This window comes from Scandinavium sp. NPDC088450, from assembly GCF_044900545.1.
Classification (GTDB): Bacteria; Pseudomonadota; Gammaproteobacteria; order Enterobacterales; family Enterobacteriaceae; genus Scandinavium.
Genome location: NZ_JBJDNI010000012.1, coordinates 52,546 through 68,219, shown reverse-complemented (window position 1 = coordinate 68,219; position 15,674 = coordinate 52,546). Strand labels below are relative to the sequence as shown.

General features: G+C 54.8%; 14 protein-coding genes. 5 read left to right on the top strand and 9 right to left on the bottom strand.

Annotation, left to right across the window (positions count from 1 at the left end):
* Positions 1–72 precede the first annotated feature (72 nt).
* The 7 genes from ACI2I2_RS12765 to rhaB all read right to left on the bottom strand — a co-directional run bounded on the left by ACI2I2_RS12765 (position 73) and on the right by rhaB (position 8,486).
* Positions 73–1,077 carry an ABC transporter permease gene (locus ACI2I2_RS12765; RefSeq protein ID WP_404658239.1) on the bottom strand — a complete coding sequence of 335 codons (1,005 nt, stop codon included), beginning with the start codon at positions 1,075–1,077 and terminating at the stop codon, positions 73–75.
* Positions 1,074–2,078 carry an ABC transporter permease gene (locus tag ACI2I2_RS12760; RefSeq protein ID WP_404658238.1) on the bottom strand — a complete coding sequence of 335 codons (1,005 nt, stop codon included), beginning with the start codon at positions 2,076–2,078 and terminating at the stop codon, positions 1,074–1,076. The genes ACI2I2_RS12765 and ACI2I2_RS12760 overlap by 4 nt, the downstream gene beginning before the upstream one ends.
* On the bottom strand, positions 2,075–3,586 hold the full coding sequence (locus ACI2I2_RS12755) for a sugar ABC transporter ATP-binding protein (RefSeq protein ID WP_404658237.1): 1,512 nt from the start codon (positions 3,584–3,586) through the stop codon (positions 2,075–2,077). The genes ACI2I2_RS12760 and ACI2I2_RS12755 overlap by 4 nt, the downstream gene beginning before the upstream one ends.
* A 131-nt stretch (positions 3,587–3,717) precedes the next feature.
* Positions 3,718–4,704 (bottom strand): rhamnose ABC transporter substrate-binding protein, encoded by a 987-nt coding sequence (gene rhaS, locus ACI2I2_RS12750; protein ID WP_404658236.1) that lies wholly within the window; start codon positions 4,702–4,704, stop codon positions 3,718–3,720.
* 80 nt (positions 4,705–4,784) lie between these two features.
* Positions 4,785–5,615 carry a rhamnulose-1-phosphate aldolase gene (gene rhaD, locus ACI2I2_RS12745; RefSeq protein ID WP_404658235.1) on the bottom strand — a complete coding sequence of 277 codons (831 nt, stop codon included), beginning with the start codon at positions 5,613–5,615 and terminating at the stop codon, positions 4,785–4,787.
* A gap of 148 nt (positions 5,616–5,763) precedes the next feature.
* The gene (rhaA, locus tag ACI2I2_RS12740; protein ID WP_330984222.1) at positions 5,764–7,023 is read right to left on the bottom strand and encodes an L-rhamnose isomerase; all 1,260 of its coding nucleotides are present in this window, start codon (positions 7,021–7,023) and stop codon (positions 5,764–5,766) included.
* On the bottom strand, positions 7,020–8,486 hold the full coding sequence (rhaB, locus tag ACI2I2_RS12735; protein ID WP_404658234.1) for a rhamnulokinase: 1,467 nt from the start codon (positions 8,484–8,486) through the stop codon (positions 7,020–7,022). The genes rhaA and rhaB overlap by 4 nt, the downstream gene beginning before the upstream one ends.
* Positions 8,487–8,788: 302 nt before the next feature.
* On the opposite strand from rhaB, the gene rhaS (ACI2I2_RS12730) reads away from it, so the two are divergent.
* On the top strand, positions 8,789–9,625 hold the full coding sequence (gene rhaS / locus ACI2I2_RS12730; RefSeq protein ID WP_404658233.1) for an HTH-type transcriptional activator RhaS: 837 nt from the start codon (positions 8,789–8,791) through the stop codon (positions 9,623–9,625).
* Between the two features lie 75 nt (positions 9,626–9,700).
* Positions 9,701–10,549, top strand: a complete 849-nt coding sequence (gene rhaR, locus ACI2I2_RS12725) for an HTH-type transcriptional activator RhaR (RefSeq protein ID WP_404658232.1) — start codon at positions 9,701–9,703, stop codon at positions 10,547–10,549.
* Here rhaR and rhaT read toward each other — a convergent pair whose 3' ends face one another.
* The gene (gene rhaT, locus ACI2I2_RS12720) at positions 10,550–11,584 is read right to left on the bottom strand and encodes an L-rhamnose/proton symporter RhaT (protein WP_404658231.1); all 1,035 of its coding nucleotides are present in this window, start codon (positions 11,582–11,584) and stop codon (positions 10,550–10,552) included.
* Between the two features lie 288 nt (positions 11,585–11,872).
* Between rhaT and sodA the strand changes: the two genes are divergently transcribed.
* Positions 11,873–12,493, top strand: a complete 621-nt coding sequence (sodA, locus tag ACI2I2_RS12715) for a superoxide dismutase [Mn] (protein WP_154161755.1) — start codon at positions 11,873–11,875, stop codon at positions 12,491–12,493.
* A 255-nt stretch (positions 12,494–12,748) separates the two neighbouring features.
* Positions 12,749–13,732 carry a 2-keto-3-deoxygluconate transporter gene (gene kdgT, locus ACI2I2_RS12710; RefSeq protein ID WP_404658230.1) on the top strand — a complete coding sequence of 328 codons (984 nt, stop codon included), beginning with the start codon at positions 12,749–12,751 and terminating at the stop codon, positions 13,730–13,732.
* Between the two features lie 206 nt (positions 13,733–13,938).
* Here the strand turns inward: kdgT and ACI2I2_RS12705 are convergent, their stop codons facing one another.
* Positions 13,939–14,832, bottom strand: a complete 894-nt coding sequence (locus ACI2I2_RS12705) for a dihydrodipicolinate synthase family protein (RefSeq protein WP_404658229.1) — start codon at positions 14,830–14,832, stop codon at positions 13,939–13,941.
* A 144-nt stretch (positions 14,833–14,976) separates the two neighbouring features.
* On the opposite strand from ACI2I2_RS12705, the gene yiiM reads away from it, so the two are divergent.
* Entirely contained in the window at positions 14,977–15,651 is a 675-nt protein-coding gene (gene yiiM / locus ACI2I2_RS12700; protein WP_404658228.1) for a 6-hydroxyaminopurine reductase, read from the top strand.
* Positions 15,652–15,674 lie beyond the last annotated feature (23 nt).

Here is a 15,674-nt window from a genome sequence, read left to right as displayed (position 1 = left end):
TTCCTGCCCGGTGGCGCTGGGCTTGCCTGGCCTACAACCTCGTAGGCCGGGTAAACGCAGTGCCACCCGGCATTAGATCCGTCTTCGTTGCATGATCCGGCGAGTTATAATGGGCAGTGAAATCACCACGATCAGCATCGCGCCAATGATTATCGACATCACGATACCCGGCACGTTAAGCAGGCTCAGGCCAAAGGTCACCAGCCCCATCAGGAAGGCGGCGATAATCACGCCCGGCATACTGCCTGAACCCCCAAGGATGTTGACGCCGCCCAGCACCGCCATGGTCACCACTGAAAGCTCCCAGCCCAGCGCGATGGTGGGGCGCGTGCTGCCCAGACGTGACGTCAGCAGCACGGCGGCAAGGCCCGACATCAACCCTACCAGCACGAACAGAATCAGGTTGTGACGCTTGACGTTAATTCCGGAATACCATGCACCCGTCGGGTTATTGCCGATGGCAAACGTGCGGCGACCAAAGTTCGTTTTATGCAGCAGGAAGGTAAACACCACGGCGAGCGCGATAAACAGCGCGAACTCAAATGAGAGCGCCTCCCAGACGTAACCTTGCCCAAACCAGGCGAAACTCGCCGGATACTGATTCAGCGCCTGATCGCCCAGCAGAATGTAAGAAATCCCGCGGAACAGGCTCATGGTGCCGATGGTAATCACGATGGAAGAGAGGTTGAGCCGGGTGACCAACAAGCCATTGAGCAACCCGCACAACACACCAACGCCAAGCCCCACGCAGACGAGCAGCGGGGTGTCCATTCCTGCTGCTGCGCAAAAGCCCATCGCGGTGGAGCTCAGCGCAATGATGGCCGCCACCGAGAGATCAATTTCCCGGGCGATGATCAGCATCGCCATCGGCAACACGATGATCGCTTTTTCGGTGAAGTTGAACGTCGCATCTGAAAGATTCCAGATGTTGAGGAAGTAAGGCGAAGCGAGGGCGTTCGCCACGAAGACCAGCAGCGTCACCGACAGTAAAAAACCTTCCCAGCACGCCAGTCGCTGGAAAATGGAAGGGGTCGGTGAGGGCGTCTGCATGTCGTCAGAGGTCAGCATTTTACTCATGATTTCACCGCCTGTTTCTGTCGGGCCAGCGCTGCATCACGCAGAATGAGACGCCCTTTACGCTTGTTGCCGCGCTCGTTGAGCACCACCGCAATCACAATCACCGCGCCGGAAATCGCCATTTGCCAGAAAGGCGAAACGCCGATAATCGGCAAGGCGTTATTGATCACGCCGAGAAACAGAGCGCCAAACAAACAGCCGAGTACGCGGCCAGTGCCGCCCATGGTACTGATGCCGCCGATCACACAAGCCGCCACGACCTGCAATTCGAAGCCGTTAGCGACATCGACATAGGCCACGGCAAAGCGGGAAATCCACAGATAGCCGCAAAAACCCGCCAGCGCCCCGGACAGGCAGAAGCTGACAAACTGCATTTTTCCGGCGTTGATGCCGGTGTAATACGCCGCCGTCGCGTTGCCGCCTGCGGTATAAAGTGCACGACCGGTACGGCTGTAGCGCAAGAAATAGCCCACGATAAACAGCGCGGCGATAGCGAACCAGCTCAGCACCGGCAACCCGAGCAGAGGGGTACGCTGCAGGCCGAGAAACGCAGGGCTCATCTGATTGGAGTTCACCCAGCCGCCATTGGAAAGCAGGAAGATAATCCCGCGGTAAATGCTCATGGTGCCGAGCGTCACCACTATCGCCGGGATGCCCAATTTCCAGACCAGCAACCCGTTGATGATGCCCATCAGCAGACCGAGTAACGTGGCGAGCGCCAGCAGCGCGATGACCGGAATATCCGGATGATGGAAATTGAGCAGTGCGACAATCATCCCGGTGAGCGCCAGATTGGCTGCCATCGACAAATCGATGCCCTTGGTGAGCAGCACCATCATTTGCCCGAGCGCGAGGATGATTAGAATCGAGGTGTCATTGAACATCTCGACCAGATTGCCCGGCGCGATAAACGACGGTGTGCGGCTGCCAATCGCCAATACCAGAAGCACAATCACTGCGGCGAGGAGAGCTTCGCGATTTTTTAGCAGTTGCTGCATCATGCGGCTTCCCTCCCGGCACCGCTGGCGGCACTGACAATCACTTCCGCCGTTGCTTCGCCTGCGCGGTATTCCGCCACCATCAGGCCTTCATGCATCACCATGATGCGATCGGCCATGCCCATCACTTCCGGCAATTCGGACGACACCATAATCACCGCCAGTCCCTGGCCGACCAGCTCGGACATAAACTGGTGCACAGCGGCTTTCGAGCCAATGTCGATGCCCTTTGTCGGCTCATCGAGAATGATCACTTCCGGATGCGTGGCGAGCCATTTGCCGATGACGACTTTTTGCTGATTGCCGCCAGACAACGTTTCGACCGCCTGACGCCAACTGAAGGCTTTCACCTGCAGGCGTTTGGCGTAATCGTCAGCCAGTTGCCATTCGCGCTCATCGTGAAGCACGCCGTTAGGATTCAGTTTGCGTAACTGCGGCAGACTGATGTTCTGGGCAATCGGGAGCTGGATAATCGCCCCTTGTTTTTGCCTTTCTTCCGGCACACAGACAATGCCCGCATTTATGGCATCGGCTGGCTGGTGGAACTGCATGGCTTTGCCATTCAGCAGAATTTCGCCTGCAGAAGGGCGTGTCACGCCGGAAAGCGCCTGCATCAGTTCAGTGCGCCCGGCACCGACCAGACCATAAAACCCGAGAATTTCACCTTTCCGTAGAGTGAAATTGATATGAGCAAATTCGGTCGGATGGCACAGGTCTTTCACTTCCAGCACGGTATCACCTGGTTCGCAGGCCACTTTCGGGAAGGTTTGGGTGATGGAGCGGCCCACCATCATCGCCACCATCCGTTCTTCGGTGATGTCGTGAATATCTCCCTCGCCAACGAACACACCGTCCCGCAGAATGGTGTAGTGATCGGCGAGTTCGAAAATCTCATCAAACTTATGCGAAATGAACAGAATGGCTTTGCCGTCCTGCTTCAGGCGCTCAACAATTTGATAGAACTCCAGAATTTCATGCTGAGACAGCGCGGCCGTCGGTTCGTCCAGAATCACCACCTGTGCATCAAACGACAGGGCGCGAGCGATAGCCACCATGTGGCGCTGGGCGATGCTGAGCGTTTTTAACGTCGCACGCGGATCAATCTGCACTTCCAGACGCGCCAGTAAAGCCTGCGCCCGGCGGTGCATTTCCGGCCAGTCGAGCTTTTTCAGCCAGCCTTTATACACATACTGACCAGCAAAAATGTTCTCGGTGACGGACAGCTCATCGAAAAGCACCGTTTCCTGGTGAATCGCCGTGATCCCCACTTTGTGCGCCGAATCCGGCGTGGGCAGCTGAATAGGGATCGCTTTATAAAGCAGTTCGCCTTCGTCAGGCTGATAAATGCCGGTCATCACTTTGACCAGCGTGGATTTTCCTGCACCGTTTTCGCCAATCAGCGCGGTGACTTTGCCAGGCCATAGGCTGAGCTGCACGTTTTCCAGCGCGCGTACGCCGGGGAAAAACTTGCTGATGCCCGTGAGCTGGAGCAGCGGGGTGGATGTGGTCATGAGGGTTCTCCAGAGTTTGGTTCGCTCATCACCCTCTCCCCGGCCCTCTCCCTGAGGGAGAGGGGGAAGGTCAAACGGCACCGTCATGTTCCCTCTCCTTTGGGGAGAGGGTTAGGGAGAGGGGTAGGTGATCAGAAAATTTTGGAGAACTTATCAATGTTGCTCGCATCGTAGACAAACGGCTTCGCCATCGCGCCGTTGCCTTCAGCATCCAGCTGCACTTTGCCCAGTTTGCCCATGCTGGCTTCGGTTTTGGTTGCCGTGCCTTTTACCAGGTCATCCGCTAAATAGGTGGCGGCATAACCCAGATCGATAGGGTTCCAGATAGCAAAGCTTTTGGTCGCGCCAGATTTCACCGCGCCCGCCATTTCAGACGGCAGGCCCAGACCGGTGACATACACTTTGCCGATTTTGCCCTGATCTTTCACTGCCTGCGCTGCGGCCACAATCCCGACAGACGACGGCGAGACGATCACCTTCAGGTCAGGATAGGTTTTCAGCAGACCGACCGCTTCGCGGTAGCTTTTATCAGAAAGATCGTCGCCATACGCGACCGTCACCAGATTGACGGACGGATACTGCGACTGCACTTTCTTCATTTCTGCAATCCAGGTGTTCTGGTTGGTCGAGGTGGGGGTGGCGCTCAGAATGGCGACATCACCTTTCTCGACGTTCAGCGCTTTCAGCGCATCGGCGGCAAGCGACATGTTGGTTTCGCCCACCAACTGACTGTTCGAAGGATTCAGGTGGATCTGCCGACCCGCTTGCGCCACGCCGGAATCCCAGGAAACCACTTTGATGCCACGCTGCATGGCTTTTTTCAGCACAGGCACTAAAGCATCCGGATCGTTAGCGGAGATGGCGATCGCATCGACACCCTGGGCGATCAAGCCATTGAGCACTTCGATCTGTGCTTCGGCGGTGGTGGTGGTTGGGCCGGTATAAATGACTTTGACGTCACCTAACTCTTTCGCCGCTTCCTGCGCGCCAACGTTCGCTGCTTCAAAAAAGCCATTTCCTAATGATTTTGCCACGAGGGCAATTTTGACTTCTGCTAATGCGGAACCGGACAACGCCAATAAGGCAACGGTGAGGATCAAGCTTGCTTTTATTTTCATTGCTTTTACTCCACTAAGAGTTAGTTGTAGGGATTGCAGGTGTAAATTCGCCCCGTCTCAGTGAGCGGGGCGCGATGTTGTTATTGGTACAAATCTAACGCTGACTGCATCGGGGTGACGCCAAAGCGCTTGCCGAGGGCAACCAGTTCCTCCCGGGTGATGGTCTGTTTCATGCCGCCCATCGAGTAAATCTTCACTAAAACTTCAGCCGATTTTTCCGCGGTGTCGATCAGGCCAAACGCTTCATCTAAGGTTGGGCCACTGCCGAATACGCCATGGAACGGCCACAGCACCAGCGAGTGTTGCTGCATTTCAATGGCCGTTGCCTGGCCGATTTCATCGGTACCTGGCACCATCCACGGCAGGATGCCGACGCCGTCCGGGAACACCACCAGACACTCGGTGCTGCCTTCCCACAGTTTGCGGGTGATGAGGTTGGCGTTGTTTTCCAGCACATAGGTCAGGGCGATCAGGTTGGTCGCGTGGCAGTGCATGATCACGCGGTCTTTACCGTTGGTCGCCTTGATGCGTTCGCAATGGGAAAGGAAGTGCGCTGGCAGTTCAGAGGTTGGCACCGCTTCGTGAGTCAGTCCCCAAAGAATGTGGTAGCCCGCGCCGTCGCTGTCCACTTTCACCACACCGAGGTTAGCGGCTGGGTCGAGCTGGACGTTACGGAAGAATTTCCCGGAACCGGTGACGATAAACGGCGTATTGGCGAGCAGCGGCATCGGCTGGCTCAGCGCGATGTAACGTGGCTGCTTGTGAAAATCTGCTTCGTAAGGGGCGATGTCTGCTTCATCAAGGCGCAGTGTCAGGTTGCCGCCGTTGCGTTCATCCCAGCCTTTCAGCCAGGCATCAGAGGTGGCTTTGATCATGCCCTGAGCGAACCAGGAATCAGTAATGGTCTGCATAGTCTTTCTTTCCTTCAAATTGCCGGGTGGCGCTGCGCTAACCCGGCCTACTCATAAGATTCCCCTCTCCCCGACCCTCTCCCTGATGGAGAGGGAGAAACCGGACAGTCCCCTCTCCCTCAGGGAGAGGGTTAGGGAGAGGGTGGAATTACCCGCGCTTCGCTAAAACCTCTTTCTCATAAGCGCGTACGTTGTTCAGCCACTGGCTGCCCGCAGGGGTGTCATTGCGCTGACAATACATTTCCCAAACGGCTTGCCATGGCAGGCACTTCTGCTCTTCGAGCAGCGCCAGACGGGCGGTGTAGTCGCCATCCAGCTCAAGCTGACGCAGTTCTGCAGTTGGTTCCAGCAGGGCACGCAGCAGGGCTTTTTTCATATTGCGAGTGCCAATGACCCATGCGGCGATACGGTTGATAGATGCGTCAAAGAAATCGAGGCCGATGTGGACGCGATCGAAGAGGTCGTGGCGGATAATTTCGCTGGCAATCGCCTGCGTTTCGTCATCCAGCAGCACCACGTGGTCGCTGTCCCAGCGAACTGGACGGCTCACGTGCAGCAGCAAGCGAGGCACAAACAGCATCGCAGCCGAAATTTTGTCAGAGATAACTTCGGTTGGGTGGAAGTGACCGGCATCCAGACACAGTGCGGTCTGGCGGCTGGTGGCGTATCCCATGTAGAACTCGTTGGAGCCCACGGTGTAGCTTTCTGCACCGATACCAAACAGTTTGCTTTCCACGGCATCGATGTGATGCGCCGGATTCAGTTTCTCGCTGATGATTTCATCCAGCGCGTTCATCAGACGCTGGCGTGGCCCGAAACGGTCAACGGTCAGGTCTTTCATGCCATCCGGGATCCAGATGTTCATCACTGACGGCGTGCCTAACTGCTCGCCAAAATAAGCGGAGACACGGCGGCTGGCTTTGCAATGGTCAATCCAGAACTGGCGAATCTCATCGTTGGCGTGAGCAAGGGTAAAGCCGTCTGCGCTGTTGGGATGCGAGAAGCAGGACGGGTTGAAATCGAGGCCCAGTTTGTTGGCTTTCGCCCACTCAACCCAGTTTTTGAAGTGTTCTGGTTTGATTTCATCGCGGCCAACGGCCTTGTCAGACTCAAGATAAATGGCGTGCAGGTTCAGGCGTTTTGGCCCAGGGATCAGGCTCAGCGCCTGTTCCAGATCGGCACGCAGTTCTGTGGCGTTACGTGCTTTGCCTGGATAGTTGCCGGTAGCCTGGATGCCGCCGGTCAGCGCACCGCCTGGATTTTCAAACCCGGCAACGTCATCACCCTGCCAGCAGTGCATCGAGACAGGCAGACGATCGAGCTGACGCAGCGCCTCCTCGACGTCGACACCCACGGCGGCATAACGCTGTTTTGCCAGTTCCCAGGCTTGTTCTAGTTGAGTGGTCATGCGCAAAGCTCCTTTGTCTGTTGTGCCTGAGATTGCGCGACATACCGGGCAATCTCACTGTTCGGATTCGGGGTAAAAGTGGTCAGGGCGTGGTTGTCACGCACCAACTGACGGAAATCGTCGACATCTTTCAGTTCATCAAGGGTCATCAGCTGCACGCCGATATTGCCGAGCGTCGAGGCTTCAATCGGCCCGGCGACGACGGTGATCCCGCAGGCATCCGCGCACAGCTGATTGAGCAGCTCGTTCTGGCAGCCGCCACCCACGATGTGTAACTGTGAGAAAGCCTGGCCGTGGAGGTCGGCAAGTTCATGCAGCACACGGGCGTACAGCAGCGCGAGGCTGTCGAAAATACAGCGAGCCAGTTCTGCTGCGTTTTTCGGTTCAGGCTGGCGGCTTTCGCGGCAGGCGGCCTGAATTTCGGCGCTCATGTTGTCCGGGTTGATAAAGCGATCGTCGTTCGGGTTAATCACAAACCGACAAGCTGGAATGTCCTCAGTGAGGGCAATCAGCGTCGCGATGTCGGTGATGTTTTGTTCTTTCAACACGCGCTGTAGCAGCCACAGCCCCATGATATTTTTCAGCACCCGATAGCGGCCTTCTGCGCCGCCTTCGTTGGTGATGTTGTTGGCTAACGCGATATCGCTGGTACAAGGCGTTTTGCTCTCAAAGCCCATTAGCGACCAGGTGCCGGAAGAGAGATAGGCCGCATGTTTGTCGGCCAGCGGTGAGGCAATGACCGCGCTTGCGGTGTCGTGACTGGCGACAGCCACCACGGGAATGTGATTGCCTTGCGGGCAAATCCAGTGACCAATCACGTTGCCAGGATGCGTTGGTGTGCCAAACCAATCGCGTGAAGCGCCAGCCCAATTGAGCAGGTCTCCATCCCAGTTATCGGTGTTGATATTGACCATCTGGGTGGTGGTGGCGTTGGTGTATTCCCAGTTCATTTTCCCGGTCAGGCGGAAACTGAAATAGTCGGGGATCAGCAGGGCATGTGCGACCTGCGCCACGTCTTCCGGTTGTTGTTCAACCAACGCACGGAACTGATAAAGCGTGTTGAAAGGTAAAAACTGGATGCCGCTGCGACGGTAAATGTCTGCACGGCCAAGCTGTGATTCAGCACGTTGCATCACGCCCTGAGTCCGGCTATCGCGATAGGAGACAGGCAAACCGACGCGCTTGCCGTCTTTATTCAGCAGCACGTAGTCCACGCCCCAGGTATCAATCCCGATGCTGTCGATAAGAATGCCGTTATCGCAGACTTTTTTCAGGCCACAGCGAATTTCGGCTTCCAGGCTGTCGAGATCCCAGCAGTCGCTACCGTTCATCTTTTGCAGCGTATTCACAAAACGGTGAATTTCGTTCAGTTCAAGGGTTCGTTTCTGATGATCGTAGCGGGCGAGCATGACACGTCCGCTGGATGCGCCTAGATCGACAGCCACACAATGGCGAAAACTCATGGCAGGGGGTCCTTCTGATAGTTATTAAGGACAGTGTGGGACAGCGCCGCCATGGCTACCTTCTTACTACTGACAGCCGTAAAAGGCCGCTGGCAAGAAAGCAAAGATGAACGTGAGAGGGTTCACAATTTCCAGTAATCATCCCGTTACATGCGGGTGTGACGCTCAACGCATTTCCTGATTTTTCCCGTCGTTTCTTGAAAAACGGACAAGGTTTGCGCACTTTGCTGTCAAAAATTCAAGGTGAGATCGTCAGGGGCTGATTATTATCCTGATAACTTTTCTCATTTGGTGGGGCTACGATGACCGTATTGCACAGCGTGGATTTTTTTCCGACAGGGCATGCGCCTGTGGCGATTGAGCCTCGGCTCCCACAATCCGCTTTTCCGGAACATCATCATGATTTTCATGAAATTGTGATTGTGGAACACGGCACAGGTATTCATGTTTTTAATGGCCAGCCGTACACCATTACCGGGGGAACGGTGTGCTTTGTTCGTGATCATGACCGCCATTTGTATGAGCACACAGACAATCTCTGTCTGACCAACGTTCTGTACCGTTCACCCGATGCGTTTCAGTTTCTTTCCGGCCTGCAAAAACTGTTGCCGCAGGAGCAGGACGGCGTGTATCCGTCTCACTGGCGGGTGAATCAGGCAGTGCTGCAACAGGTGCGACTGATTGTTCAGCAGATGGAAAATCTGCATGAAAGTGATGACATGCACGCCATCGCCAACCGCGAAATTCTGTTCATGCAGCTTTTGGTGCAGCTGCGCAGAGGAAGTCTGGCTGAAGAGGCGACCAATAATGATGCCCGGTTGAACTTGCTGATGGCATGGCTGGAAGATCACTTTGCCGAAGATGTGTGCTGGGAAGGCGTTGCAGACCGCTTTTCGCTCTCGTTACGAACCCTGCACCGCCAACTTAAGCATCACACCGGCATGACGCCTCAGCGTTATCTGAATCGCATCCGTTTAACCAAAGCCCGTCATCTGTTGCGCCACAGTGACGAAAGTGTCACAGATATCGCTTTTCGCTGCGGTTTTGGCGACAGTAATCACTTTTCGACGCTTTTTCGCCGGGAATTTAATTGGTCGCCGCGCGATATTCGCCAGGGACGAGATACCCTGCTTCAGTAACGCGAGACCAGTCACCGTTTTTTAGTGAAAAAACAGCTAATAATGAGAATGTTATTCGCTGTTTGAGGTCTCGCCGTGTCCGCTCCACTTATTCTCCGAAAGGCTGATTTCTTTGCCTCGCCGCAGCAGGCGGTGGCGGTGGCCGATCGCTATCCGCAGAATGTCTTTGCGGAGCACACACACGAGTTTTGCGAGCTGGTTCTTGTCTGGCGCGGCAACGGGCTGCATATCCTCAATGACCGTCCTTATCGTATTACTCGCGGCGATCTTTTTTATATCCGTGCGGAAGACAAACACTCTTATGCGTCTGTTAACGATCTGGTTTTGCAGAATATTATCTACTGCCCGGATCGCTTTCACCTGAATCTCGACTGGGCTGCCCATATTCCTGGCCTGAACGGCACGACCTGGGCTCCTCACTGGCGTATTGGCAGCAACGGCATGACACAGGCCCGGCAGGTGATCACTGCGCTTGAGCAGGAGGGCAATAAAACCTGCCCACACTCGAATGAAATGGCAGAATTGCTGTTTGCCCAACTGGTGGTGATGCTGCGCCGCCACCGTTATGCTACCGACAATCTTGCCGCCACCGAGAGCGAAGCGCTGCTCGATAAATTGCTTACCGCGCTGGCGGGCAGCCTGAATAAACCTTTCATGCTGGATAAATTCTGTGAACAGCAGGCCTGCAGCGAGCGCACCTTGCGCCAGCAGTTCAGGACGCAAACCGGGATGACCATCAACCACTATTTGCGTCAGCTCCGCATTTGTCATGCGCAGTACCTGTTGCAGCATTCAGAATTGATGATCGGGGAAATTGCGATGCACTGCGGCTTTGAGGACAGTAACTACTTTTCGGTGGTGTTTAATCGGGAAGTGGGGATGACGCCAGGTCAGTGGCGTCATCGTAACAAAACCGCGGCGTAATCAGCTTGCCATGCCCAGCCCGACAATGTTGGCGGCGATAATAATCACCACACAACCGAGGCTCAGTACACCCACCGGATGACGACCTGCCGACTTCCACTCTTTCAGAATCAGCCCAACCAGACCGCCACACAGCACGTAGAAGCTCATGTGCAGCATCCAGCTCATGTAGTCATACTGCGCCGGAATGCTTGCGTGACCCCAGGCGTAGAAGAAGAACTGCAGATACCACATCAGGCCCGCCAGTGCGGAGAACAAAATGTTGCCGATGATCATGCGTTTTGCCAGCGAGAAGTCAGCTTTTACCGACAAGTTCGACTTAGTGGCCAGGCGGATAAAGCAGAAGCCGAGGTTGATAACGGCACCGCCACCCATGATCACCACATAGCTTGGCAGGGCGACGTACAGCGGATCAACACCGAGCGCCGCAGCGGCTTCATGCATCGGTTTCGCGGCGTTCATCGCAAACGACATGCCGGCAGAGAAAATCCCGCACATCACGGCCAGAATAAGGCCTTTCTTGAGGTTGAACTCTTCGGCCTTGATACCCATTTTGCGTTCTTTGAGCTGCCCCGCGCGGGTCACAATGCCCACACCAATAACGGCAACCAGCACGCCGAGCAGCGTCATACGCCCGCCTTCGGTGCCGACCAGAACGTGAAACTCGCCATTGAGGATTGGCGTCATCAGGGTGCCGACAATCAGCGTGATACCAATCGCAATGCCGATGCCCATCGACATGCCGAGATAGCGCATGGTCAGGCCATAGTTGATGTTGCCGATGCCCCACATTGCGCCGAACAGGAAAACCGGCAGCAGCGTGGAGGCGCTGAACGATCCGTAGTAAGCCCAGAAATCCGGCAGCAACATGGCGCTGATCGCCCACGGCAGAATCAGCCAGGAAACAATACCGCCGATGGACCACATGGTTTCCCAGGACCAATTTTTAACTTGTTTGAACGGGGCATAGAAACAGGCTGCACTGGCGGCGCCTATCAAATGCCAAAAGATACCCATCGTAATCGCGTGACTCATTTTTAGACCTCAACGTTTTTACATCGATGAATCATTCATCTGAGGTGATGAGTGTAAAAATCAGCCACTTGATTAACCTTCAGGCCGTTGCCGCGTAAAGCCCAGACCTGGCAAAAAGCGCGTGTTCACCTTGAGCGGGCTCACAAAATCAGGCACATAACCAATTGTTATAACCTTATTAAAACTACGGCATTGATAAACATTTTCAATATCATTTAAATAACTATAATGAACCAACTGCTTACGCGGCGTTAACACTCAGCCGCCCAATGATAAATGGAGATGAATATGAGTTATACACTGCCATCCCTGCCGTACGCGTACGATGCTCTGGAGCCGCACTTCGACAAGCAGACGATGGAAATCCATCACAGCAAACACCACCAGGCTTATGTGAACAACGCCAATGCTGCGCTGGAAAGCCTGCCTGAATTCGCTAACCTGCCGGTTGAAGAGCTGATCACCAAACTGGATCAGCTGCCAGCAGACAAAAAAGGCCCACTGCGTAACAACGCCGGCGGTCACGCTAACCACAGCCTGTTCTGGAAAGGCCTGAAAACCGGTACCACCCTGCAGGGCGACCTGAAAGCGGCAATCGAAAGCACCTTCGGCTCTGTTGAGAAATTCAAAGAAGAGTTCGAAAAAGCGGCGGCCACTCGCTTTGGCTCTGGCTGGGCGTGGCTGGTTCTGAAAGACGGCAAACTGGCTGTCGTTTCTACCGCTAACCAGGATTCCCCGCTGATGGGTGAAGCCATTTCTGGCACCTCCGGTTTCCCAATCCTGGGCCTGGATGTGTGGGAACACGCTTACTACCTGAAATTCCAGAACCGTCGCCCGGACTACATCAAAGCCTTCTGGGACGTGGTGAACTGGGACGAAGCGGCTGCACGTTTCGCGGCTAAAAAATAAGGCGAATTGACGCCTGTTGTTGCCTGCGGGCAAACAAAACCCTGCTGAACTCAGCGGGGTTTTTTTATGGGCGAAGCGCGGCGATGTGACCGGGCTCAAAAATAAAAACATTGATCCCATAAATATAAAACTGCGTTTTAATTTGTTTGCGCGATCACTGTTCTCACTTCCCACAGGGACTATTGTTTGCCTGCCGCGACGCTCCGGAAGGCGTCAGAAAATCAGAAAAACAATACGTTCTAACGGGTGGTGGACATGCAAATTAAACGTGCAATTGAAAAAATCCCCGGCGGTATGATGCTGGTGCCGCTGTTTTTGGGCGCGCTGTGCCATACCTTTTCCCCTGACGCGGGCAAGTATTTTGGCTCGTTTACCAACGGGATGATTACCGGTACCGTCCCGATTCTTGCCGTCTGGTTCTTCTGCATGGGCGCGTCAATCAAGCTCAGCGCGACCGGGACGGTGCTACGGAAATCCGGCACGCTGGTCGTGACCAAAATTGCTGTGGCGTGGGTTGTCGCCGCCATCGCCTCACGCATTATTCCTGAACATGGGGTTGAAGCAGGGTTCTTCGCCGGGTTGTCCACGCTGGCGCTGGTGGCCTGTATGGATATGACAAACGGCGGCTTGTACGCCTCCATCATGCAACAGTACGGCACCAAAGAAGAGGCTGGCGCGTTTGTACTGATGTCGCTGGAATCTGGCCCGCTGATGACGATGATTATTCTTGGCACCGCAGGAATTGCCTCTTTTGAACCGCATGTCTTTGTCGGCGCTGTGCTCCCGTTCCTGGTGGGCTTCCTGCTGGGTAACCTTGACCCGGAACTTCGGGATTTCTTTGGTAAAGCGGTGCAAACGCTGATCCCGTTCTTCGCGTTTGCTTTGGGCAACACTATCGATTTGGGCGTTATTGCGCAGACTGGCGTGTTAGGTATTCTGCTTGGCCTGGCGGTGATTGTGGTGACAGGCATTCCGTTGATTATTGCCGATAAGCTGATTGGCGGCGGCGATGGCACAGCCGGGATTGCGGCTTCCAGCTCGGCGGGTGCCGCAGTGGCAACGCCGGTGTTGATAGCCGAAATGGTGCCTGCCTTCAAACCCATGGCTCCGGCAGCCACTTCACTGGTGGCGACATCCGTTATCGTGACGTCGATTCTGGTGCCGATCATTACCTCAATCTGGTCACGTAAAGTGAAGTCCGCGGCGATTGAGATTGATGTTCGCCACACGGTGAAATAACCCGGTTGAGATAAAAACAGGGCCTCGAATGAGGCCCTTCAGACTGCTGACAAAGAAGGAAAAAGCGTGGTTTTTCCTTCTTTGTGGTTATCAGCCGAAAATCAATAAATTGATTTTCCTTGTTTCTTATTAGGCACCCTATGACAAATCTTCATTCGTTAGAGGTTTGTCATCACTCTCAGGGCCTCGAATGAGGCCCTTTTGCGTTAGTGAATACCAAACTGCTTATCGACCTGACTTAACTGTTCGACACTGAGTACGCCGCCCGCGTTACGCGATACTGGCGTGCAATAGCCAAATTTTCGAGAGACGACGGTTTTAATCGTGGTCACGAAGTCATCGCCAATGGCATAAATCGCCATGAATCGCCCGATGTCTTGCTGGGCATGAATGAGCGTCTGAAGATCGCCTTGTTTCCACGCTTCACGAGCCTGCACAAACAGTTCGGGCATCACATTGTTCAGACCCGAAATCACGCCTGCACCACCGGCCATCAGGTTGGGAATGAAGTATTCGTCATAACCCGAAAGCACGGCGAAATCGGGGCGAACGGCCTGAGTGGCGAGGATCATGTTGCGCGTGTGCGACTGGCAATCCACGGTGTCCTTAATCCCCGCAAACTGCGGAAATTCAGCGGCTAACTTCGCGGCGATCTCTGGGCTGATATCGCAACCAGTGCGGGCGGGGAAGTTATAAGCAAACCATTTGCCCGCCATCTTCGAACCTATCTCCCGGAAATAGCTGAGCACCTGATTAGGCGTCTGGCCGTAATAATACGGCGGCAATACCATAACCGCCTCATAACCGGCATCATGGGCCTCCTGAGCCATCAGACAGACGTCGCTGAGGCAAGTTGAAGAGACGTTGGCCACCATCGTCAGGGGCGACATAGCGCGTGCCTTGCGAATCAGCGTCAGGCGTTCCTCAAGCGAGAACGAAGCAAATTCGCCGATGCTGCCCATCAGCAGTATCACGTCGATCCGGGCGTCAGTCAGGCGAGCGAGATGTTTTTCGAGTCCGTTGAAATCGAGACTTCCTTCACTGTCCATGGGGGTAATCGAGGGGCACCAAACGCCCGCGAAAGGGGAAGAGCTGGTCACGTCGTTGACTCCTTATAGTGAAATGGTGTTTCAATTTCATTCATGGATACCATGAATCCTTCATGAACAGGTCTACGCATGTCGCATTTTGCGCAGTTAACGTGCAAAAATGGGGGACTAAGTGATGAGGCAGGAGAAGGGAAGATGCATTATCCGGTGGAAGTGTTTACGGGCCGTGTCAGTGAATATGAAGGCAGCCGCCCAAGTGCGATTGCAAAATTGCAGGTAGAAGGCGAGCTTGAGCTGACTGAGCTGGGCCTGGTGGGCGACGAACAAGCTGAGAAGAAAATCCACGGTGGCCCGGATCGCGCGCTGTGCCATTACCCGCGTGAGCATTACGCCGAGTGGGCGAGAGCCTTTCCCGAACAGGCTGAATTGTTCTGTGCTCCGGCATTTGGCGAGAATCTGTCAACCGAAGGGTTGACCGAGAAAAACGTCTGTATCGGCGATATTTTTTGTTGGGGTGAGGCGTTGATTCAGGTCACGCAGCCGCGTTCACCTTGCTTCAAGCTCAATTACCATTTTGCCATCAGCGATATGTCCTCCCAAATGCAGAACAGCGGCAAAGTCGGCTGGCTGTATCGGGTGATTAGCGCAGGGAAAGTGTCCAGTGAGCAACCGCTAGAATTAGTTTCGCGTCTGAGCGATGTCTCGGTGTATGACGCTGCGGCAATTGCCTGGCATCTGCCGTTCGACGACGAGCAGTACCACCGCTTACTGTCGGCTGCGGGGCTGTCGGTGAGCTGGACGCGCACGATGCAAAAACGGCGGATTAAGGGGCAGATTGAGGATAATTCACGTCGGTTGTGGGGGAAGTAGTTCTCTGCGGTCTGATGCCCTCT